At 41.7% G+C, this 21,503-nt stretch carries 21 protein-coding genes; 9 read left to right on the forward strand and 12 right to left on the reverse strand.

What is annotated here, in order from left to right; genetic code table 11:
- Positions 1-44 precede the first annotated feature (44 nt).
- The 9 genes from ACE1CD_RS09940 to ACE1CD_RS09980 all read left to right on the forward strand — a co-directional run bounded on the left by ACE1CD_RS09940 (position 45) and on the right by ACE1CD_RS09980 (position 10,352).
- The gene (locus tag ACE1CD_RS09940; RefSeq protein WP_374796706.1) at positions 45-1,292 is read left to right on the forward strand and encodes an RNA-guided endonuclease InsQ/TnpB family protein; all 1,248 of its coding nucleotides are present in this window, start codon (positions 45-47) and stop codon (positions 1,290-1,292) included.
- Positions 1,293-1,341: 49 nt separating this feature from the next.
- Positions 1,342-3,519, forward strand: coding sequence for a CBS domain-containing protein (locus tag ACE1CD_RS09945; RefSeq protein WP_374823637.1), 2,178 nt, complete (start codon positions 1,342-1,344; stop codon positions 3,517-3,519).
- Between the two features lie 20 nt (positions 3,520-3,539).
- A complete protein-coding gene (locus tag ACE1CD_RS09950) occupies positions 3,540-3,941 on the forward strand; it encodes a response regulator (protein WP_374796702.1) in 402 nt (133 codons plus the stop codon).
- Positions 3,934-6,306 carry a response regulator gene (locus ACE1CD_RS09955; protein ID WP_374823639.1) on the forward strand — a complete coding sequence of 791 codons (2,373 nt, stop codon included), beginning with the start codon at positions 3,934-3,936 and terminating at the stop codon, positions 6,304-6,306. Before ACE1CD_RS09950 ends, ACE1CD_RS09955 begins: the two co-directional genes overlap by 8 nt.
- 272 nt (positions 6,307-6,578) lie before the next feature.
- Positions 6,579-7,097 (forward strand): phycocyanin subunit beta, encoded by a 519-nt coding sequence (locus ACE1CD_RS09960; RefSeq protein WP_374796698.1) that lies wholly within the window; start codon positions 6,579-6,581, stop codon positions 7,095-7,097.
- A 60-nt stretch (positions 7,098-7,157) separates the two neighbouring features.
- Entirely contained in the window at positions 7,158-7,646 is a 489-nt protein-coding gene (locus ACE1CD_RS09965) for a phycocyanin subunit alpha (protein ID WP_190461273.1), read from the forward strand.
- A 229-nt stretch (positions 7,647-7,875) separates the two neighbouring features.
- On the forward strand, positions 7,876-8,718 hold the full coding sequence (locus ACE1CD_RS09970) for a phycobilisome rod-core linker polypeptide (RefSeq protein ID WP_374796696.1): 843 nt from the start codon (positions 7,876-7,878) through the stop codon (positions 8,716-8,718).
- Between the two features lie 137 nt (positions 8,719-8,855).
- Positions 8,856-9,638 (forward strand): HEAT repeat domain-containing protein, encoded by a 783-nt coding sequence (locus tag ACE1CD_RS09975; protein ID WP_374796694.1) that lies wholly within the window; start codon positions 8,856-8,858, stop codon positions 9,636-9,638.
- 48 nt (positions 9,639-9,686) lie between these two features.
- Positions 9,687-10,352, forward strand: a complete 666-nt coding sequence (locus ACE1CD_RS09980) for a HEAT repeat domain-containing protein (protein ID WP_374796692.1) — start codon at positions 9,687-9,689, stop codon at positions 10,350-10,352.
- A 29-nt stretch (positions 10,353-10,381) separates the two neighbouring features.
- Here the strand turns inward: ACE1CD_RS09980 and ACE1CD_RS09985 are convergent, their stop codons facing one another.
- The 12 genes from ACE1CD_RS09985 to ACE1CD_RS10040 form a co-directional block, all read right to left on the reverse strand.
- Positions 10,382-11,224 carry an FkbM family methyltransferase gene (locus ACE1CD_RS09985; RefSeq protein ID WP_374796690.1) on the reverse strand — a complete coding sequence of 281 codons (843 nt, stop codon included), beginning with the start codon at positions 11,222-11,224 and terminating at the stop codon, positions 10,382-10,384.
- Positions 11,225-11,246: 22 nt separating this feature from the next.
- Entirely contained in the window at positions 11,247-12,410 is a 1,164-nt protein-coding gene (locus tag ACE1CD_RS09990; RefSeq protein ID WP_374796688.1) for a glycosyltransferase family 4 protein, read from the reverse strand.
- A gap of 10 nt (positions 12,411-12,420) precedes the next feature.
- Positions 12,421-13,287: a hypothetical protein gene (locus ACE1CD_RS09995; protein WP_374796686.1), complete on the reverse strand. Its 867-nt coding sequence runs from the start codon at positions 13,285-13,287 to the stop codon at positions 12,421-12,423.
- A gap of 217 nt (positions 13,288-13,504) precedes the next feature.
- On the reverse strand, positions 13,505-14,530 hold the full coding sequence (locus tag ACE1CD_RS10000; RefSeq protein WP_374796684.1) for a glycosyltransferase family 2 protein: 1,026 nt from the start codon (positions 14,528-14,530) through the stop codon (positions 13,505-13,507).
- Positions 14,531-14,571: 41 nt separating this feature from the next.
- On the reverse strand, positions 14,572-15,792 hold the full coding sequence (locus ACE1CD_RS10005; RefSeq protein ID WP_374823642.1) for a glycosyltransferase family 4 protein: 1,221 nt from the start codon (positions 15,790-15,792) through the stop codon (positions 14,572-14,574).
- An 11-nt stretch (positions 15,793-15,803) separates the two neighbouring features.
- Complete coding sequence (locus ACE1CD_RS10010) at positions 15,804-16,730, reverse strand: FkbM family methyltransferase (protein ID WP_374796680.1); 927 nt, start codon at positions 16,728-16,730, stop codon at positions 15,804-15,806.
- 10 nt (positions 16,731-16,740) lie between these two features.
- Positions 16,741-17,547: an FkbM family methyltransferase gene (locus ACE1CD_RS10015; protein ID WP_374796678.1), complete on the reverse strand. Its 807-nt coding sequence runs from the start codon at positions 17,545-17,547 to the stop codon at positions 16,741-16,743.
- The gene (locus tag ACE1CD_RS10020) at positions 17,538-18,485 is read right to left on the reverse strand and encodes a glycosyltransferase family 2 protein (RefSeq protein WP_374796676.1); all 948 of its coding nucleotides are present in this window, start codon (positions 18,483-18,485) and stop codon (positions 17,538-17,540) included. Before ACE1CD_RS10020 ends, ACE1CD_RS10015 begins: the two co-directional genes overlap by 10 nt.
- A gap of 22 nt (positions 18,486-18,507) precedes the next feature.
- A complete protein-coding gene (locus ACE1CD_RS10025) occupies positions 18,508-19,425 on the reverse strand; it encodes an NAD-dependent epimerase/dehydratase family protein (protein WP_374796673.1) in 918 nt (305 codons plus the stop codon).
- Complete coding sequence (locus tag ACE1CD_RS10030) at positions 19,415-19,678, reverse strand: dTDP-4-dehydrorhamnose 3,5-epimerase family protein (RefSeq protein WP_374796671.1); 264 nt, start codon at positions 19,676-19,678, stop codon at positions 19,415-19,417. The genes ACE1CD_RS10025 and ACE1CD_RS10030 overlap by 11 nt, the downstream gene beginning before the upstream one ends.
- A 25-nt stretch (positions 19,679-19,703) precedes the next feature.
- Positions 19,704-19,961 carry a hypothetical protein gene (locus tag ACE1CD_RS10035; protein WP_374796669.1) on the reverse strand — a complete coding sequence of 86 codons (258 nt, stop codon included), beginning with the start codon at positions 19,959-19,961 and terminating at the stop codon, positions 19,704-19,706.
- A 26-nt stretch (positions 19,962-19,987) separates the two neighbouring features.
- Positions 19,988-21,493 carry a hypothetical protein gene (locus tag ACE1CD_RS10040; protein ID WP_374796667.1) on the reverse strand — a complete coding sequence of 502 codons (1,506 nt, stop codon included), beginning with the start codon at positions 21,491-21,493 and terminating at the stop codon, positions 19,988-19,990.
- Positions 21,494-21,503 lie beyond the last annotated feature (10 nt).

The raw sequence follows: 21,503 nt of genomic DNA on the forward strand, positions 1-21,503 counted from the left end.
TCTATCGGTTCTAACAGAAGATGTAAATCTGTTAGAATATAGTCATGTTGAACTTGACCTACAGCTACCGAATTTATCCAAGTCTTGACCAGGAAGCTCAAATGCTTGAGTGGTTGGAGCAATGCCGTCGCGTGTATAACTACGCTTTGGCAGAGCGAAAAGACTGGACGGGTTCGCGTAAGTGTCCGGTCAACGCTTGCAGTATCAAGCAGGAATACATTATCCCTGCTGAAGCGCCATACCCCGACTACTACAAACAGCAAAATGCGCTGACCAAGGCAAAAGAGGAGATCCCAGAACTCAAAGCAGTTCACTCTCAGGTTCTGCAAGATGCTTTGAAACGGCTGGATAAGTCGTTCAAGTTCATGCAGGAACGAGGGTTTGGCTTTCCTCGCTTCAAAAAGTTTGGTCAGTACCGTTCGTTTGTCTTTCCGCAGTTCAAATCGAATCCAGTCAACGGATTTGAAATCAAACTGCCGAAAGTTGGAGCGATGCCCATTAACTTGCATCGACCCATCCCTGAAGGGTTTGAGGTCAAACAGGTGCGTGTGGTGTTCAAGTCGTCTGGATGGTACGCGCAATTGATTTTGCAAGCGGATATTTCCGTTCCTGATGTGATGCCCCACGGTGAACCGATTGGCATAGATTTGGGATTGGAGAAGTTCTTGGCTGTATCGACTGGGGAACTGGTAGAACGCCCTCGCTTTTTCGTGGATTTGCAAAGCAAGCTTGGATGGCTGCAACGCAAATTGAGAAACAAGAAAAAAGGTTCTGCTAACTACCGGAAGATTCAAGCCAAGATTCGCAAACTGCATGAACATATCTACAACGTTCGTCGTGAGTTCCATTTCCTAGTAGCTCACAAACTTTGTAACAATGCTGGGATGATTTTTGCTGAGGACTTGAACCTCAAAGCAACCAGTCGCGGGATGCTGGCAAAGCATTGTCTGGACGCTGCTTGGGGTAGTTTCCTAGAAATCCTCAAGTGGGTTTCGTGGAAGCGTGGGGTCTACTTTGCCAAGGTTGACCCCAATGGAACAAGCCAAACCTGTCCTCAGTGTGGAGCGCATACTGGGAAAAAGGAACTCAGTGAACGGGTGCATCATTGCGATGAATGTGGATATACAACTGACCGAGATGTTGCTGCCGCTCAAGTGGTGGAGCAACGAGGTCTTGTAGCCGTTGGACAGACGGTGATACTGCCTGTGGAGGAAGGTTGCGACAGAACCCCGATGAAGCAGGAAAAACCAACCGTGAGGAAGGGAAGCCCGCGCTCTACCCGAAGCGGGTGAGCGTCGGGAGGATGTCACATTGGCAATTAGCTGTTATCCCCACTCATCGATGGAACAAGATTTTTCCGAGCCGAAAACTTTTATAGAACGGGCGATCGATCGCCATCCCCCGATCGTACCTCCCAACACTTCCGCCCTGGAAGCGATCGCTGCTATGAGCAACTCTCGCTCCAGTTATGTCTTAATCGCCACACAACATAAAGTAATCGGTATTTTCACAGAACGGGATGTTGTCAAAATCACCGCCAACAAAATCTCCTTAGAGGGCGTCCCGATCTCTCAGGTGATGACTCGGCAATTGATTACCCTCAATATTGCAGAAGCCAACGATATTTTCTCGATATTAGCTTTGCTACGTTCATCCCAAATTCGTCATTTGCCCATCACAGACGAAGACGAAAAGGTGGTAGGCGTTATCACTCCACAAAGTTTAAGGGCAATCCTCAAACCCAGCGATTTGCTGCAAATGCGGCGCGTCAGGGAAATTATGACAACGGAAGCAATCTCTGTTACTACCGAGGTTTCGGTTTTTGAGGTAGCGCAGCAGATGGCGACCCACCGCAAAAGCTGCATTGTCATTTGCGAACAAGCCACTCGCCATTCCTCCCCGTGTACAGAAAGGGATGAAGAAACAGAAGAAAATTTGTTATTGGAAAAAAAGTTTAAGGTAAATACAGCTAACCAACCTCAAAAACCGATTGGCATTATTACCGAACGAGACATTGTTAAATTTAAAGCCAAAGGGCTGGATATCGTTGAAACACCAGCCACAGCAGTTATGAGTTCCCCTCTGGTTCTCGCGCAGCTCAATTTTACATTGTGGCAAGCCAATCAAATCATGCAGCAGCACAACATCCGGCGCTTGGTAGTAGTTGACGAGCGCGGATATTTAGCTGGAATCATCACCCAAAGTACTCTATTGCAAGCTTTAGATCCTGTGGAAATGTACTCTACCGTGCAAATTTTACAACAAACTATCACTGAAACAACCCAGGAGTTGAAACAGCAAGTCGCGCAACGCAAACAAGTAGAGGAAGCCTTGCGAGATGCCAAGAAATATTTAAAAGCAGAAGTTTTAAAGCGAACTCTGGAATTAACTCTTGCTAACGCTCAACTTCAGCAAGCTCTTAACGAGCGCATTGAAGCCGAAGCGGAAGTGCGCCGTCTCAACGCCTTCCTGGAACAACGAGTACAAGAACGCACGGCTCAATTACAAGCGAGTAACCAAGAATTGCAACAAGCTCTCAGCAATCTAAAATCTACGCAAGAAGAATTGATTCAAGCAGAAAAAATGGCAGCATTAGGACAGCTAATTGCAGGTATAGCTCACGAAATTAACACTCCGCTAGGAGCTATTCGAGCTTCAATTAGTAATATTTCCACTGCATTAGAAAAATCAATTCGCCAATTGCCCCAACTTTTCGAGCAGCTAGATAACAACGATCGCATTCAATTGTTTGCCTTATTAGAAACTGTTCGCCAAAACCCTCAAGACCTTTCTTTCAAAGAAGAACGGCAATTTAAACGCGCTCTGAAAAAAGAATTACAAGCCCAAGGTATTGAAGAAGCTGATGCGATTGCTTCTACTCTGATTAAAATAGGTATTACTCAAAATATCGAGATTATTATTCCTCTTTTGCGCTCTTCCAATTACAAGTTAATTTTAGAAGCAGCTTCTTATTGGTCAGTGCAACAAAATAACGTTCAGAATATTATAATGGCGAGCGAGCGAGCCTCAAAAATTGTTTTAGCTCTTAAGAGTTACGCCCGTCAGGAAAATTTTGGGCAAATGACCGAGGCTAAGGTCACAGAAGGAATCGATCTCGCTCTAACTCTTTATCGCAATCAGTTAAAACAAGGAATTGAAGTAATCAAAAATTATCAAGACGTACCAACCATACTATGTTATCCAGAAGGGATAAATCAAATTTGGACAAATTTGATTCATAATGCTATCCAAGCCATGAATGGCAAGGGTAAGTTGAAAATAGATGTGTCCGAACGGGATAATCATATTGTAGTGCAATTTACTGATTCTGGTTGTGGCATTACACCAGAAATAAAAGATAAAGTATTTACACCTTTCTTTACAACGAAGCCTCATGGAGAAGGCAGCGGATTGGGGTTACATATTGCCCGTAAGATTATTGATGAGCATCACGGTAAAATTGAGTTAGAGAGCGAACGAGGTCGAACAACCTTTACGGTGTGGCTACCTATTAAATAAATTTAAGCTGAGGTAGTGTTATGGTCAAAAAAGCGATTTTATGTGTAGATGACGAAAGAATTGTACTGTTAAGTCTGCGAGATCAATTAACTAATTATTTAGGCGATCGCTATTTGTGCGAATTCGCAGAAAGTGCTGACGAAGCTTGGGAAATTATTGAAGAATTAAACCAAGAAGATGTCAAAATTCTCATCATTGTCTCTGATTGGCTCATGCCCAATATGAAAGGAGATGAATTTCTTATTAAAGTTCACGAACAATTCCCCAACATTGTGACGGTATTATTGACTGGACAAGCGGATGAGGAAGCCATAGAACGAACTCGAAAGTACGCAAACCTGCATAGCTACATACCCAAACCTTGGGATGAAGAAAATTTAATCCAAATCCTTAAATCCGGGTTGGAGGAAAGCAATGAGTAAAGGCGCGATTATCTGCATTGACGATGAAAGAGTTGTACTCGTCAGTCTGAGAGATCAGCTAAATAATCATCTGTCAAACGAGTTTGATATTGAACTGGCTGAAAACGGCGAAGAAGCTTTAGAAATTTTGGCGGAATTACAAGCAGATGATATAGAGATACCTCTAATTATTTGCGACCAAATAATGCCGGGTATAAAAGGGGATGAACTGCTAATCAAAATTCATTCCCTCTACCCGAAAATATTGAAGATTATGTTGACTGGACAAGCTAGTACCGAAGCAGTGGGCAATGCACTGAATCGTGCCAATCTTTATCGTTACATTGCTAAACCTTGGGACGAAACCGACCTTTGTTTGACAGTTACAGAAGCAATTCGCAGTTATTTTCAGGATAAAGAATTAATTTATAAAAATCAGGTTTTACAAAAAATTAGAACGGAATTGGAAGAGTTAAACGCATCTCTAGAACAGAAGGTGATCGAACGTACAACGGAACTAGCAAAAGCCAATGCCCAACTGCAACAGGAAATTAACGAGCGCAAGTTACTAGAACAAAAGCTCAGCACTTCTGAAAGGCAAATTCGGACAATATTTGAGGCAATGTCTGAGATTGTATTAATTGTAAACGACCGTGAAGAAATCACCGCAGTACCAACAAATCCCGGTCGTTTTTATAAACTTGAAACTGACCTTGTTAATTTAACCATCGAACAATTTTTTCAAGACAAAAACAATACTTGGTTTGGTAAAGTTCGCCAAGCATTAGACAGCCAAGAAACAATCAACTTTGATTACAATCTGCCCGTCGGCGAACGGGAAATTTGGTTTGCAGCGAGCATTTCCCCGCTACCAAATAATTCGGTTACATGGGTGGCCCGCGACATTAGCGATCGCAAACAAGCCGAAGCAGCTTGGGAGAAAGCTAAAGAAGCTGCTTTACGCGCCAATCAAGCTAAAAGCGAATTCCTCTCGAAGATGAGCCACGAATTGCGAACCCCACTCAATGCTATCCTGGGTTTTACGCAACTGCTTGCCCGCGACAATAGCCTCAATCAAGTGCAACGGGAACAATTGGGAATAGTTGAACGCAGCGGAGAGCATTTATTGCAGCTGATTAATGATGTACTGGAAATGTCCAAAATTGAGGCTGGCAGAATCGCTTTCAATGAGAATAACTTTGATTTAATTTCTACGCTCAACTCGATCAAAGAAATGCTGCAACTCAAAGCCGAATCTAAAAGATTGCAGCTGATTTTCGATTGCGATCCCAATACTCCGCAATACCTGCGAACAGATGAAAATAAATTGCGTCAGGTTTTAATTAACCTCATTGGCAACGCCATCAAATTTACTTCGTCTGGAGGTGTGGTATTGCGCGTGATGCCAGGAAATGATTTAGCAGAAATTCTAAGCAAAAATTCCACAAAATCCCGCAAGCTTTTGTTTGAAGTAGAAGATACCGGCCCTGGTATAGCGCCCCACGAGCTTGATAATTTATTTGAGCCTTTTGTGCAAACAGAAACGGGAAGAAATTCGGAGCAAGGTACTGGTTTGGGTTTGCCGATTAGCCGACAATTCGTACAATTGATGGGAGGGGATATTACTGTTAACAGTGTGTTGGGTGAGGGAACTCTTTTTAAATTTGATGTTAAAGTTGAGCTGGTAGAAGCGAAAGAAGTTCAAACTTACCAGTCAAGTAAAAGAGCGATCGCATTAGCTCCCAATCAACCAAAATATCGGATTTTAGCAGTAGACGATCGCTGGGAAAGCCGCCAACTTTTGATTCATCTGCTCTCCCCTCTTGGCTTCGATATGCGTGCAGCAGAAAACGGTCAACAAGCTATTGAAGAGTGGCAAAGTTGGGAACCACATCTAATATTAATGGATATGCAAATGCCTGTGATGGATGGGTACGAAGCGACTAAATATATTAAAGCGCATTTAAAAGGTCAAGCTACCGTAATTATTGCCTTGACTGCCAGTGTTTTTGAAGAAAATCGAATCACCGTTTTATCAGCAGGTTGCGATGATTTTGTGCGGAAGCCTTTTCGAGAAGAAGTACTTTTGGAAAAGATCGCTACTTACTTGGGGGTGCGTTACGTTTACTCGGAAGTGCAATCTACTACTTCCACCCAATCTAGAGAAAGTCAAAAGCAGCTAGAACCGGAATCTATGACTGTAATGCCTTCTGAGTGGATAACACAGCTATATGAGGCGGCTGATTCTATCGATAATGACCGTATTTTGGAACTGATTGCCGAAATTCCAGCAGAAGAAGCCTTTTTAGCCCAATATTTGACGGATTTAGTCAAAAAATTTCGTTGCGATGCAATTATCGATTTAATTGAACGAATTAATCGTTAGGGTAAGTTCGACAGAGTTCAGAAACCCTCTTTTTCTCAAAAACGGGGTTTCTGGGATTGTTCGATCGTGCTATTGACAAATTTGCCTAAAGTGTGATTGTGTTGGTTTGAGAATAATTACTTAGGAATTAATACTCATTAAAACATCTTCTCGCTTTTTACTCGATTTCTACCCCAATTTTTTTACTTTTAAGCTGTAATGTCTCAACTCAAGGCAGTTAAATAGCTGTCTGAAGCGATAAAAGTAAATTAATTTTAGGAGAGCTTGACAAAATGCTTGACGCTTTTTCCAGAGTTGTAGAACAAGCTGACAGAAAGGGCGCTTACCTGAGCGACGACGAAATTAATGCTCTTTCGGCAATGGTTTCCGACAGCAATAAGCGTTTAGATATAGTCAACCGCCTGACCGGCAACTCTTCCACGATTGTTGCCAACGCTTATCGCGCTTTGGTAGCCGAAAATGCTCAAGTTTTTAATGCTGGCGGTGCTTGCTTCCACAACCGCAACCAAGCTGCTTGTATTCGCGATATGGGCTTTATTTTGCGCTACGTTACCTATTCAGTTCTAGCAGGCGATGCCAGCGTGATGGACGATCGCTGCTTGAACGGTCTGCGCGAAACCTATCAAGCTCTCGGCACTCCTGGAAATGTTGTTGCTTCTGGCATTCAAAAGATGAAAGATGCAGCGATCGCGATCGCTAACAATCCCAACGGTATCAGCAAAGGCGATTGCAGCTCTTTGATGTCTGAAGTAGCTGGCTACTTCGATCGCGCTGCTGCGGCTGTTGCCTAAAAAGTCACCGACTTACACCTTTTGAAATCGTTTCACACAACATAGGAGTATAAAAGCATCATGAAAACCCCCTTGACCGAAGCAATTGCAGCAGCAGATTCTCGTGGCGCATACGTTAGCAACACCGAATTGCAAGCGATTTTTGGTCGTTTCAACCGCGCTAAAGCTGGTTTGGAAGCATCTCGTGCATTCGCCGCTAATGGCAAAAAATGGGCTGAAGCAGCAGCCAATCACGTTTATCAAAAATTCCCTTACACTACTCAAATGCAAGGCCCGCAATATGCCTCTACCCAAGAAGGCAAAAACAAGTGCGTGCGCGATATCGACCACTACCTGCGTACTATCAGCTACTGCTGTGTAGTAGGCGGTACAGGCCCCTTGGATGAGTACGTAGTAGCCGGTGTTAAAGAACTCAACGCTGCCCTTGGTCTGTCTCCCAGCTGGTATGTTGCGGCTCTGGAATTCGTCCGCGACAATCACGGTCTATCGGGTGATGCGGCTGGTGAAGCCAACAACTACATCAACTATGCCATCAACGCTTTAAGCTAAGAAGGCTTTTGGGTCTGAGATATAGGCAATCGTCGAGCGGTCGGTTATTGGTAATCGGTCATTAGTAATTGTTCGCTGTTCATTGTTAAGAGAATCAGCAATTAACGCGAACACTAAATAATAATTAATGACTGATAACTAATACCTGATAGCAGCAATTGTCTGTTTTCCAGACCCTGATTCATAAAAAGTGGATGGAAAGCCAAAAATTTGCAAGGGAGCTTAAAAAATGAGCAGTTTAGCGGTCGAAGAGCGGCTGGGAATTAGTTCGGAAACGGGCAGAAGAGTTGAACTTCGCCCAAATTGGACTCCAGATGATTTGCGAGCAATAGTACGGGCTGCCTACGATCAAGTATTTGGTCGCCAAGGGGTTTATGCCAGCGAATCATTCATCAGTGCCGAAGCTTTGTTGAATAACGGCACAATCAACGTGCGGCAATTTATCCAGATTTTGGCTAAATCCGAACTTTACAAAGAGCGCTTTTTCTACAATAGCTCCCAAGTTCGTTTTATCGAGCTCAACTACAAGCATTTGTTGGGACGCGCTCCCTACGACCAGTCGGAAATTGCCTACCATGTAGACTTGTACAATTCTCAAGGCTACGAAGCAGAGATCGATTCTTATCTCTACAGCGCAGAATACGACAATGCTTTTGGGAATTATGTGGTTCCCTTTTACCGTGGTTTTCAGTCGCTGCCTGGAATGAAAACCGTTGGATACAACCGGATATTTGAGCTTTTCCGGGGTAGCGCTAACAGCGATAACGCTCAGTTTGGCGGCAAAAATTCCCGACTGCGGCAAAAAGTGTCGATGAATTTGCCTAATTCAATTAGGGGACCGCTGTCAGTATTAGGCAGATCTTCTGCGGGGATCGGTGGAACTTTAACCAACGCGGCTGTACGTGGAGATGCCAGAGTGTACAGAATTGAAGCGGTTGTCGGTGGCGTAGGCTCTAAGGTAGCAGTGCGTCAGAGCAAACGGGTTTATACCGTGTCTTACGACCAACTTTCGACGACTTACCAAGAAATTCACCGTCGTGGTGGTAAGATAGTCAAAATTGAGCAAGCGTGAGTAAATAGGGACTGGGAACTGGGAAAAGAAAAATTTAAAAGTCAAAAGTCAAAAGTTAAAATAAGTAATATAGTTTAACTTTTTACTTTTGAATTTTCTTTGTCTCTAGTCCCTAATGTTTATATAAAAATTTGGCAATGACTGCTACTTCACCCCCAGAGTTAATCCTTTCTAAAGAAGCTGCGATCGCAGGCTTGTCAGGAGACGATAATCAAATTCGCTATTATGCTGCTTGGTGGTTAGGCAAGCATCAAGTTCAAGAAGCTTGGGGCGTACTTTGCGAGGCGCTAAAAGACGATCGCTATCGCACTCCCCAAGGCGGATATCCCCTGCGGCGTCAAGCAGCAAGGGCTCTCGGTCAATTGAAAAATACGCAAGCAGTGCCTGCATTGTTGTCGGTATTGAACTGCGAAGATTTACAACTGCGAGAAGCAGCGATTCAAGCATTAGCAGCTATTGGCGACTCAAGAGCAGAAAAACCTTTGCTGGAACTCTTAGGATCGGAAGGTGAGCAACCGTTGGAAGCTTTGATTGAAGCGCTGGGAACTTTACAAGTTTGGTCAGCACAAAAGCAAATCGAGGCATTTCTGGAACACAATTCTGAGCGCGTTCAATGTGCTGCCGCTCGATATTTATATATTTTTACTAAAGAGCCTCAGTACATCGAACGAATTATTAAAAATTTGACTCACCCAAATATGTATTTGCGGTGGGCAGCAGCATTTGATTTGGGATCGATCGGTCACATAGAAGCAGCAGAAGCAATTATTAATGCTAAAGTAGGTAACAGTCTGAAACTGTTGAATTTGAAGCGAATTTTAGAATCTGTATTAAGTAACGATCGCTCGGATGAAGCAGAAAAACGAAAAACAACCGATTTACTGCTGAGAGCGATCGACGATTTGTTGATTCAGCTTTGATCTAATCAAGTTTTTGCCAAACTTGTTTGAAAAAATTCCATTTAAAGTATGAACGCACTTAACATAAACGATAGCGAAGAGTCAAGAGATTTAGATATTGCTTGGTTAATTCAGCAGTTACGTCGTGCCTCAACTCCAATTGATGCACTGAGTTTAATTCAAACTTTATCTGCTAGGAAAACCACTGTAGAGAATACAGAAGAAATTATCGCTGCTTTCATAGAAATTTTGAGCCATCATCATCCTGCTGTACCAGCTGCGGCGGTGGAAGGATTGGTGAAACTTGCGCCACACTCTGTAGAACCATTAATCGCTGCTTTCCGCGCTTCTGCGGATCACGGACTGCAAGCTTATATCGTTCAAGCTTTAGCTAAAATTGGCGACGGTAGAGCTTTGGATCTGTTGCTGGAAGTGGTGGGTGTGGAAGTAGCAAATCACTGCCAAGGTAATGTCCGACGAGTTGCGGCGCGAGGTTTGGGACGCATCGGCAGTAAATCTGGCGACCCTGAAATCATTAAGGGGACGATCGAAAAACTAACTTGGGCTTTACTGAAAACGGAAGATTGGGCGCTGCGTTATGCAGCGGCGGTTTCCCTGCAAGAAATTGCTACACTTGAGGCGATCGCATCTTTACAACAAGCGTTAGCCCAAGAACAAGATGGGGTCGTGCAGGTGCGGATCGAAACAGCCTTGTCCAATTCACCGCTGAGTTAATATTTTTCCACTCGCCTACCATCATCCTATCAGCGATAAACTAACTCATAGCCTGTCGATGCTTTATCCAATATTTTGGAATATCCCAACTTTTCCAAAAACTCAATGATATTTTTTTCTTCTGGAGAGTTTGCAGTTTCCCAGAACACGGTTTTGATAGCTTTCGCTTCAAACAAAGGCTTACAACTCTCTAAAATATTAATGTCATAACCTTCGGCGTCAACCTTAAGTACATCTATTTTTTCTTCATTGTATTTCTTTAACAAAGAGCTTAAAGTCAGCATAGGAACGCTACGGGTGTTTGGTCGATCGGCATCAGCTACTACTTTACTCAACATCGTGGGCTCTCCCAAGGTATCCAAAAATGCTACCCCATCGCGATCGCCTATACAGCCATCAAAAATTAAATGTCTAGAATCGTAATCCTTGAGATTTTCATGCAAAATTTCCACATATTCTTGAACTGGTTCAATAGCGATCGCTCGCGTTTCATCCTTTTGCAGCCACAAAACCGAGTAATAACCAAAATTAGCGCCAATATCAACAAATAATCCTTTCCTTTGCGGCGACATAATTTCTTTTGTCAGATATTCCTCATAGTACCCGCTAACCACAAAAAAGCGAGCGTGCAAACAATTTGGATTAACCTTTACCATTCTTTGCGGGAATTGCCGAGCCGTTCCGTAGGTATATTCAAATTCTGATTGAGAATTTACTGGAAATTCAGATAGAGTCAGCCATGTTAAAGGGAATGCGTATTTAGAAGGTAGTAAATGCAGCCAAAACTTAATAACTTTTAAAGAATTAGCCTCACCCAAATAAGATTTTAACAATTGCCAAATAATTTGAACCGCTTTTTGTTTGGAATTCATAAAACTCTCTCCAATTGATTTTTTACACACCTAAAAACTTTGTATAAACATCCAATGTATCCTTAGCAATTTGACTCCAAGAAAAAATACGTGCAACTTCAATACACTGTTGAGAAAGCTGAGAATAACTCACTTCATCCAAAGTCAACAGCTTGATTATCTGCTTGCTAAACTGTTCGGAATCACCAGCAGTCACCATCAAGTCATCATCAAAATAACGTAACATTTCTCGCGGGCCAGGAACATTATATGCCACAGTCGGAAGACCGCAAGCCAGTTTTTCCAATACGGCAAAACCAAATCCTTCAATGTAACTGGGAAAAGCTCCCACCGTTGCTTTACTCAAAAATTTTGGCAGTTCCTCGCCATCAAAACGCGGTACGATCTCAATCCAATCATAAGCTGGCATATCGAGATCGGCTAAAATTGTTTCGGCGCTAAAAGCTGTACCTAAAAATAGAAAGCGTGCGTCTGGAACTTTAGCCTTTGTACGCATCATAATTTCTGCAAAATCTCTAGCCCCCTTCCGCGTTCCCCAGGTGCCGATGAAAACAACCTGCTTAGAAGCTAACCGCACCGCCGCAGGTTGAACGGCTTCGGCAAATGCTTGTTGTCGCTGCTGGGAGAGTCCGAAGGGAAAGACAAAACACTTCTCGCCCATACCCAGTACATCGCGGACATAGGCTTGTTCGTCCTGATTGGGCACGTTAATAACGTCGCAGTTTTGCAAACTGGGTAAACAGTCAGGGGTATCCTTTCTAGACAGCCAAGATCGCAGCCAGTTTCCAATCAAAGTTCTCTTTCTTTTTGGCGGCCATTTACTTTTTTCTTGCTTGGCAAATTCCTCATAAAAGGCATATAACCCCACGGAACGGGCAACAAGTAAACCTTTAATTCCTAATTCTTGCTTAGAAAAAGGTAAATTGCCTTGGTGAGCGTCGATAATATCAAAGCGATGGGCATTTGCTTGCACAAAAGCTTTTGCCTTAACCGAAAAGCTAGGGCGAGTTAACCTTTGCAGCAAAGATGAATTTTTTTCCGGAAAAGCATCCTTATAGTCAAATTTCTCCACTTCATGTCCCATCGTCCGAAATTCATCTGCCAACTCCAGTTGAACTCGCGAACCTCCCAAGTCGCGATGCCAAGGCATATGGAGTATCATCAGAATTTTTAAAGTTCGAGCCATTGTTCAAATATTATATTTTAGTACTCAACCAAAACTTATGTCTAACCGGATTAATATAATGCCTTAACACTATTGTTTTACCTGCATATTTATCTGCATAAATGAACTCATCGTCACGACGCACTATAAATCGGGTGGAATCAAGAGGCAATGCTTTGTTCGAGTGCATTGTTAAATGCACCATAGTTTGCTCTGTGAAGTAGTTAGGTAATTCCTGAATTTGAGCTAAGCGATTTACAGGTATCTCCCAGTCTAATGGCTTGTTTAGTAACATAAAGCCACTATTAACGGGATTGGCTTTTTCTGATTCATTGTCAAGCAAGCGCTCATCTAAGGCGGTAGCACAATCAAGCAAATAGCGGGGTTGGCCATCGCCCATTTCTGCCAAACTAATTAATTCATCAGCACCCGGAAAAAATAGAATATCTGAATCGGCGTAGATAGTTGTTTGGTTAATAGGGATAGATATTAAGACAGAAAGCTTTTTACCCAATGGATGAATATTTGCATATTTACGCAAACATTCAATTAAATCTTTTTTGACCAAGCTGTCCATATGTACTACGTCCACACAAGGACTGATTTGGCGAAGCAACTGACAGCTATCGGGAGAATAAGTACCGTCAGAAACGACAGTAAACTTGTCAGGAATACCTACATAACGTATGAAGGAGCGAATGCTAGCTACCTGTTCCGGTAAATCGCGATCGCACGAAAAAGAGTAGACCTTCACGGGAACTTTTCGAGATTGGGCGATGGGACGCTTTACTATCCAAGGAAGTGCTGCACGATATACAGAACAAAAAGTATTTCCCTGCATCCTAGCTGCACGGTACTGAACATTTATTAGTCGTATAGGGTTTTTTAGTAACACCATATTGGCTTGGCTTTAATAAGTATGTAACTGTTAGAAATAGCTGAGATTATCAAAGTTTTGACAGTATGCTTGAGTGGGCGTAATCGCTCCCTGATAGTTAGTGGGAACCAATCTCTATAATAATTTAATAAACTTGCTTTCATACAGTCTATCCTGATTCCTATGGACATTAATTATTTTCCAGACTTAATTATCTTGGTGGTTCCTGGACGAAGCACTAGCGCCCTATTGATTTCATAAGCCAAGAGTATATTTTTTCCCCCCAAATTGCTTTGATAACCATTTTCCAAAAAACTGGCCACCGTAGCAGAGTTGGTCTGGCAAATAAAGCCGTCAATAAACCCGCTTTCCCATCTGGATGTTTACCATCTGTCAAAGAATGGATAACTAAGTAATCTTTTACGTCCATTGTATAAATCATGTGCTGAATCAAAGGTAGTTGTGTCGATTCGGCTAAAGCTACTCGACTAAACTCTGCCATTCCCCCTTCATAAGGGATCAATGTTTTGTTATTTCCATGTAGCTTGTCTTTTGACCAAGTTTGCTGTACATAAATTTGTTTGGGGTTTTTGCTAAGGGCTCTCAGAAAGTATTGATAATCCATGACCATATAAAGTTTTTTGTCTAAGGGGAAACAATCATTTGCTAGCTCTTTGTCAAGAAAAACATCAGCTTGAGTGAAACCGCAACCCGCAATCCAAAACTTAAGATAACGTTCAAAATCTGTGGGGACGGAGTATACTGCTTCTTCGCGCCCATCATTGTAGACAACAACGCATCCTCCAGCAATCAATTTGTAGCCGTTTAAATAATAGTTGGCAACTTTTTGTAGTGCTGAAATAGTGTAAGAGCAATCTGCATTCAACCAAGCAAAAATTTGGCCCGTACACAGTTGAAAGCCTTTATTGATAGCATCTGTCTGCCCTTCATCTGGTTCGCTTACCCAGTACGTGACATACTTTTCATACTTTTTGATAATTTCAACTGTATGATCGGTAGAACCACCGTCAATGATAATGTACTCTAAATTTGGATATCCTTGGAGCAGTACAGAACGTATAGTTTCCTCAATAAAGTGGCCATAGTTATAACTAGGAGTGACTATACTGATTCGGGGCCATTCAGAACCATCAGGCATTTGCTGTGGCAATGGCTGACTTTCTTCAGTCCAAGGCCATCCGGTTCGATCGGGCGGTGGAGCGGGTAAGTCTTTGAGAGTTAGAACTTTAGCGATGGGTGGCATGATAATATGAATAAAGCAAGTCCTAGCAACTAAAATTTAGTTTAATTGTCCAACAATTGACGATACAATTCAATATATCGATGAGCCTGTAGTTCCAGAGAGTATTCTTGAACAGCGATCGTCCGACACTGCTGGCTCATACGATCGCGTAAATTTTCATCTTCTAATAGTTGGACAATACCGTTACGAAAGTCTTCGATATCGTCCGGTGCTGCTAAGTAGCCAGTGATACCTGGACGTACCAGATCCGGAACGCCACCTATTTTAAACGAAACCATAGGCGTACCACAAGCCATACTTTCTTGCAGCACCAGCGGTAAATTATCAGCGCGGGTGGGAAAAACAAACAAGTCAGCAGCAGAATAGGCAATTGCCTTGAGTCGATCGCCACTAGCAAAGCCAAGATTCACAGTAGGCAAATCGGCAGCTTCAGCCATAGCTTCACCGCCATCACCGAGAATCGAAAGTACGGCTTCGGCTTTTAGCGATGCAGGTAGGCTTTGTAGCGCTTTCAATACCAGGTCGTTGCCTTTGCGCGGATCTTTGAGACTCGCCGCAGAGAACATAATAACTTTTTTGTTTGTTGGTATACCCAGCAGGGAACGACACTGTTTGCGATCGAGCGGTCGGTAAACTTCCGTGTCGATGCCGTTGGGTATGTGATGAATAGGAAAGCGGTTGAGCATACTCTGCTTGGCTTGGTCGTAAAGCCATTTACTCAAAGCTACAATGGCGATATTAGAGCGGCTGTATACCCAATCTTTCAGCTTCCATTCTATTTTGGTATTATCTACATTAATCCCTGGATGTATATCTGGGTAAGGACATTTTCCACAGCCTATTTTCCAGCGATCGCAGTCATAACTATAACTGCAATGACCTGTAAAGCTCCACATATCGTGAAGAGTAAAAACCGCTGGTTTTGTAGCGGTTAATGAGGGAATTGCTAGATAATTAAAGTAGCCAGTATGAAGATTGTGAAAGTTGAGAATATCTGCTTTTTGATAAAACGGGTGTTTGGGAATATCAAAGCTGCTAACAAGGTGAATATGATTAAAGCCAAGACGCCAACTAAAGCGATAAATTTGGTTTTCGAGCGGTGGTTTGCGGGTGACAACAGCCACGCGATCGCTGCTTGTTTTGACTTCTCCCACCAGCAACCGCGAGTCAATACCTTGAGCTAACAACCCTTCGTGCAGTCGGTAAGCCGCGATCGCCGCTCCCCCTATAGTATCAGACTGATTGATCTGAAGTACATTCATATCTTACTTAGTTATTCCTCAATAATTTGTTTTAATCCAAACATCAGTCTCTTATTTATATCTTTTGGAAGCAATTTCAAAATTTTTCCGAATGTTGATGTGGGTATTTTGGGCTTTATTATCCAGTTTTCCGGCTTCTCCAGATAAGCTAGTATATCGCCATCTATAATTCCTAAATCGTTAAAATACCGACTTAGTTCTAAGCCATAATCAAAGCACTTCATTGCCCTACAAATAGTTAAATATTTAAGGGCTGACTCCAAACAAGGCTTTTTCCCTTGGCCGATGATATCTAACAGCCACAAAGCTTCACACCAAAGCGGTTGTTGTTTACCATATTCAATTAGAGAATTCTTCCGTCCAACCTTATAAATTTTGATGTCAAACATAAGAAAACCTTGCGATCGCATAAATTCATCTATTTGGGCATAAGTCGTTTCCCCTATGTAATTTTCTAAAAATCCCGTTTCAGTTTCTACGCAAAAAGCATTTTTCAAAAGTAAATCGCCAGACTGTAAGATTGGCAATTCCAGTCCTTGAGTGTCAATCTTGATAATATCGGCTTTCAAACCTTCCTTGTTCGCTAATGCGTTCAGAGTCGTACACACTACAGAACTTGTTCCCGTTTCTTTAAATAAATCGTGATATGAAAAACGGTTCAGCCACTGGTGATTTGGGCGTAGTAGCGACGAACAGCCAACCCTTTCCGTCAAGTAAATTGTTTTTGTTCCCTCTTCGCCAGCAATAGCGTAGGGAAAATATTTCGCACTCTTGTACGGGTGAGGAAGGCTACTCAAACGTTGGCATTCTTCCCCATTCGGATCGAATCCAATATAGGATAGTAGAGGAAATAGTTGCTCCCACTTTTCCTCTAACGAACCACTACAGCCTATATCTACAAAATCGATTGATTGCACTTTTTGAAAAGGATTTCGCATGGTATTTATCCTAAAAATTATCCTCACGAAAAGCAAAAATATTCAATATCATATCCATCCCTGAGTAAACATCGCACTGATAAAAAGGCTGAAGAGAAGGGCGCATTTGGTGAATATGAAGTCTATAACCTGCTTGGGTGAGTATATTTATTATAATATGTAGAGTTTGGGGTTGATTAGCAAATGAATGATATTCAACAAACAAGTTGTCTACATTCACCAATAAATCTTGGCAATCTTTAATTACCTCCGTTTCAGCACCTTCAATATCTAGTTTTAAGAAATCTACTCTTTTACTCAAGTAATCACGTAAGCGAATTGTTGATACTTGGTATTTTTCTTTGTCTGGTTCATGCTGCATTACTCTGCCACCATCAGCACCTTCAGCCATAAACTCAAGCGTAGTTTCTGACGTCCAAACTGCTTTATCAATTAACTCAATGTCAGATAAGCTAAGTCTCTGCACATTATTCTTTAAAACATTAAAAACATTAAGATCGGGTTCAAAAGCAACAACATGACTATTTGGATAAAGACGTTTAAAATATAAAATACTTAAACCTATATTTGCGCCGCAATCTATAATTAATGGCTGTGCTTCTTTCGATTTAAACTTATATATTTGCTGTTCAAATATTTCTTTGTACATAAACAGAAAAGAAGCACTATCTACTAATTCTATTTCTGTCCCAAAAATATTAGTAAAAGTCCGAGTATAGCGAGGGGTATTTAACAGTTTTTTTGTGGCAAAATAGGATCTTCTGTAGTCGGGCCGCAACACTAGCTTACCTAAATGCTTAATTTCGCTTAAAAACATGATATTAATTTTCCTTTAATTAACGACAAGCGTCGGCGCAATTTTCTAGTAAGCGTGTTGTTTTCTCTCAAATTTTTACCCCCAAATAGATAGTCAAATGTGTAATTGTCAGCATCTCGATGCCTAACCATAAATGGGGGATGTTCGATATTGCCGACATCACTTGTTGGTAATTCTGCCCACGGACTCTCATAAGACGTATGCGTTCCTTCATTTCCAAAGCCAATATTAGAAACAAGATTGCAGTCAGGAAGTATTGATAGACCATTTTGACACCAACAGCCATAAAGCCATTGGTAATCCCAAGTATTCATACCACCATTAAATACAATATCAAATATATCCGTCCAGTATTTCTGTTCCAACTGGTCTTCGCAAACTGAACTTATAAGGTTGAGATTTTTGTATTCCGGCCAAGATTTCATATTAACATCATAGTATTGCCAAGCTCTTTTCCAAGAAGCCCAACCCCAAATATGAGTATATTTTGAATAATAATAACTGTACTCTGTCCTGCTTTTGCCTAACTGAAAATTATCGCCGCTAATCATCATAACTCTTTCATCATAACGATAGCGCTCTAGGAGAGTTTCGCAAAAACGGAAAAATGATGGATGTGGCAAACAATCATCTTCTAAAATAATTGCTTCCTCTTCTTCTGCAAAAACCCAGTCTAAGCCACTAGAAACGCGATCTTTGCATCCCAGATTAGGTTCTGAAAAATTGGTAAGCACCTCGCATTCCCAATCTATATTATTCATAACTGCTGCCCTAGCATTTTGACACTTTTCATCTTCTTCCGGAAAGCGGGGGCCATCTGCAACTACTAATAACTTTTTGGGCTTTGCCTTAGCGATCGCATCAAAAACAATCTTTGTTAGATGAGGACGATTGAAGATGAAAAAGGCAATAGGTGTAGAAATGGATAATAAATTCATAACTTATTTTACCTATTCCTCTTTATAAATTATTTTCTTCGTGTATTCTTCTTATGCCCTCCCTTATGCCTACCTTTGCTCTCCATCCCGGTAAGAGGGCACCTTTGTTCCAAGGCACCATCACCTCGCGAGGAGGGTAGGGTTTCCCCCCCCATTGAATGGGTAGATTCACACCTGTTTCTTGCTCATAAACTTCAATAATTTCCTTTAATTTTAACGGAGAACCTGTCGATACTTCGTATGTTTCATGCCCCTTGACCTCCTTATTTTCCAACCGCTCTGCTGCTACCAAGTAGGCATCTACAACATCATCTATATAGACAAGTTCAATTAACTGCTCCCCCGGAGACATTGGCAGCAGTTCTTTTTGTCTAGCAATTTTCTCTATCAATGTAAATAGGTTATTTCTGGTATCTTGAGGCCCATAAGTGTCAAATAGTTTGAGGCTTATTACCTGCAATGGTGTAGTTTCCACATAAAACTGAACTATCGCTTCAAAAGCTTGTTTAGTGGCAGCATACAAACAAACTGGACTATAGTTTTTGTTTTCGTAATGCTGCCATGACGTACCTGTGTTTATCAAATGATAAACTTTATGAGCCACCATCGCCTCAATTAGCTGCGTACCAAAAGTGATATTGCTCTCCAACATAGGCGCGATGTCCTCTGGTTTGTGTTGCGCCAATAATAACGATGCTAAATGAAAAACAACTTTTGGCTTGAAGGATTTAAAAATGTCAAACAATCCCTCAGTCGTACCGTCATGAGTATGAATAACAATCTTGTCTTGTAGGCGCTCAAGCTGTTGCAGCATCGAGTTTGGACGCATAATTATATGTACCTGCCAGCCATCTGCAACTAGCCGATGCGTTAAGTGCGACCCTACAAAGCCAGTAGCACCAGTTACCAGGGCAGTATTGGATGACTGCTTAGCAACCATCAGTAGCTTCCTCTTTGCAACGAAAGGGACTGAAAAAATCGGCAAAGGCTACGAAACCAGCGTCCCGTGGCGAAACAGTTGGCTCTGAATCTGGCCAGGGTGTTCCCACTGAGTTCCAAAGAATGCCGCTATCATGTTCGCGATAATATATAGTCTTCACTTTATATATTAAGATAATGGTGTCACTTCGCACGTAGAAGCCGTGTGCCAAACCAGGAGCGATGTATAGTACATTTGCTTTTTGGGCGCTCACAGCATCCGCTTCACTAGCACCGAATTTACGCGACAGGCTGACAGCAGGTTGTAAGTTCCCCGGATATTCGCCTCAAAAGTAGGCCATGAACTCCGGTAAGCTGCGTCAACGATAGTTTGCGCCCCAAGGCGATCGTAAATTTTTGGGGGCCAAAAGCCGCGTCAGTGTTCATAGTGTGCCATAAAATAGGCTCTTTGCCGATTTCAACCATCAATTTCGGCTTGATGCTTGTCTCTTCAGATAGACGAATGCCGAAGTTACCTACGAGGTTAATCACTTTCAAAGTGTTACTCCTAATTACTTGTTACATTACTCAGCTTTCCAATGGTTGCGGAAGTCTTGGTTGTTTTGCTCGTAAAGAGCTTCCATACTCGGATAACCCTTTAAACTTGGATAGGCATGGTTTACTCTATGCAAAGCAGCTTCTATAATATTGAACACCTTTTCAGGTGATATATCAACAAGATTGTTCTTGCCAAAAATTGAATAAAACCTATTTAGCTCAGCAATAAAATTGGATGATTTAATCAAGAACATATCGTCAGTGTAGTTTTTATATCTAGATTCTGGTTGTAAAGTGATGACCGCTCTTGCTAATGCTGAAATTTCTGTCATATGAGAACCATGAATACCTACCGCACAATCTGTTTTAGAAAGCAAGTATAGATAGTCGATTTGCTTTTCAGTATAGTTCTCCGTTATTCCATTTGTTCGCAAGTCAATAAGATTTGGATTGTTTAACAGATAATTCCGTTTCATCCCCACAATAAATATACCTGCTGATGGATATTTATTTTTGATAATATTCGCTAATTTAGAATAGTTCCTTAGTTCTTTTTTAGGATGACCGCCCCAACAACGATAATCTTCCCGATTGTAAAAAACAAAAATGTGAGAATACCGATCGACTGATATTTTAGCCCGCTGTTCTACAATATCCATATGGAAATATCGACGAACATCTACACCTGAACTGCGATTTATCCATTGATTTGGTATAAATACCTTTTTCTGCTTAATTGCCTCATTAAGTTGATTGTTGAAATCCACATCTCTGAATGTAGTTCGACCGAAGGGAGACGGTAAATGTGTAGCCACCCATACTTCGTCAATAAAGTCAGGAACGTAAAATTGCAAGTACTCAGGAATTAAAATCGCTGTAGCTATCCCTTCCTGTTTGAGCTTGTCTGCAATGCGATCGTAAATCATATAGACAAACTCTATAAAACAGGTAGTGTGACCGTAGTACTCATCAAGGCAATTAAATAGCAGTACTGAATCGGAATTCCTCGCCTCTTTAGAAATTATTTTGAGTGTAGGTTTGACTTTGTTTGTAACGTTAGATGTTTTGTTTCCGGTCAGCCATTTTTTTTCTAAAATCGGAAAATTTTTCTTAATTGCACTGTATAATACATTGATATCTCCCATTTTGATGATGTTTACCAGCGTTCTAAATCTTGTATATAGATTTCTAAAATTTTTCTTGTCACCAACAACAGGCTTCTGCCCAAAAAATGTGAAATAGATATTATACATATCTGCTTTCCACCAACTGTCCGTGCCATAGACTTCTCCTGTACTTATATCCATAATTTGCGGATACCAGAGATTGTACAGTAAAGCAGGCACATCTAATAAGAACTTCTTGTCGCATGAACTACAACAGCCGTAAGCCCAATGTCTTTGGGCAAATACAAAATAGCTTTTAACATCTATTTTTAAAGGACTTGCACAGATGGGACATAAAGGTGACCAACCGTTTAAATCTATTTCAGGACAGACCTGTCCTATCACTTCTCTTAGCTTGCTATCCATCTTACCTCGC

It is taken from the genome of Aerosakkonema sp. BLCC-F183, assembly GCF_041929145.1.
GTDB lineage: Bacteria > Cyanobacteriota > Cyanobacteriia > Cyanobacteriales > Aerosakkonemataceae > Aerosakkonema.

Excerpts from the sequence above, each read along its gene's own strand:
- ACE1CD_RS10040 (WP_374796667.1), bottom strand. The coding sequence starts at position 21,493 with ATGGATAGCAAGCTAAGAGAAGTGATAGGACAGGTCTGTCCTGAAATA.
- ACE1CD_RS09955 (WP_374823639.1), top strand. The coding sequence starts at position 3,934 with ATGAGTAAAGGCGCGATTATCTGCATTGACGATGAAAGAGTTGTACTC.
- ACE1CD_RS10015 (WP_374796678.1), bottom strand. The coding sequence starts at position 17,547 with ATGTTTTTAAGCGAAATTAAGCATTTAGGTAAGCTAGTGTTGCGGCCC.
- ACE1CD_RS09980 (WP_374796692.1), top strand. The coding sequence starts at position 9,687 with ATGAACGCACTTAACATAAACGATAGCGAAGAGTCAAGAGATTTAGAT.
- ACE1CD_RS09970 (WP_374796696.1), top strand. The coding sequence starts at position 7,876 with ATGAGCAGTTTAGCGGTCGAAGAGCGGCTGGGAATTAGTTCGGAAACG.
- ACE1CD_RS09985 (WP_374796690.1), bottom strand. The coding sequence starts at position 11,224 with ATGAATTCCAAACAAAAAGCGGTTCAAATTATTTGGCAATTGTTAAAA.
- ACE1CD_RS09975 (WP_374796694.1), top strand. The coding sequence starts at position 8,856 with ATGACTGCTACTTCACCCCCAGAGTTAATCCTTTCTAAAGAAGCTGCG.
- ACE1CD_RS09960 (WP_374796698.1), top strand. The coding sequence starts at position 6,579 with ATGCTTGACGCTTTTTCCAGAGTTGTAGAACAAGCTGACAGAAAGGGC.
- ACE1CD_RS10000 (WP_374796684.1), bottom strand. The coding sequence starts at position 14,530 with ATGCCACCCATCGCTAAAGTTCTAACTCTCAAAGACTTACCCGCTCCA.
- ACE1CD_RS09965 (WP_190461273.1), top strand. The coding sequence starts at position 7,158 with ATGAAAACCCCCTTGACCGAAGCAATTGCAGCAGCAGATTCTCGTGGC.
- ACE1CD_RS09940 (WP_374796706.1), top strand. The coding sequence starts at position 45 with ATGTTGAACTTGACCTACAGCTACCGAATTTATCCAAGTCTTGACCAG.
- ACE1CD_RS09990 (WP_374796688.1), bottom strand. The coding sequence starts at position 12,410 with ATGGCTCGAACTTTAAAAATTCTGATGATACTCCATATGCCTTGGCAT.
- ACE1CD_RS09945 (WP_374823637.1), top strand. The coding sequence starts at position 1,342 with ATGGAACAAGATTTTTCCGAGCCGAAAACTTTTATAGAACGGGCGATC.
- ACE1CD_RS10020 (WP_374796676.1), bottom strand. The coding sequence starts at position 18,485 with ATGAATTTATTATCCATTTCTACACCTATTGCCTTTTTCATCTTCAAT.
- ACE1CD_RS09995 (WP_374796686.1), bottom strand. The coding sequence starts at position 13,287 with ATGGTGTTACTAAAAAACCCTATACGACTAATAAATGTTCAGTACCGT.
- ACE1CD_RS10025 (WP_374796673.1), bottom strand. The coding sequence starts at position 19,425 with ATGGTTGCTAAGCAGTCATCCAATACTGCCCTGGTAACTGGTGCTACT.
- ACE1CD_RS10005 (WP_374823642.1), bottom strand. The coding sequence starts at position 15,792 with ATGAATGTACTTCAGATCAATCAGTCTGATACTATAGGGGGAGCGGCG.
- ACE1CD_RS10010 (WP_374796680.1), bottom strand. The coding sequence starts at position 16,730 with ATGCGAAATCCTTTTCAAAAAGTGCAATCAATCGATTTTGTAGATATA.
- ACE1CD_RS09950 (WP_374796702.1), top strand. The coding sequence starts at position 3,540 with ATGGTCAAAAAAGCGATTTTATGTGTAGATGACGAAAGAATTGTACTG.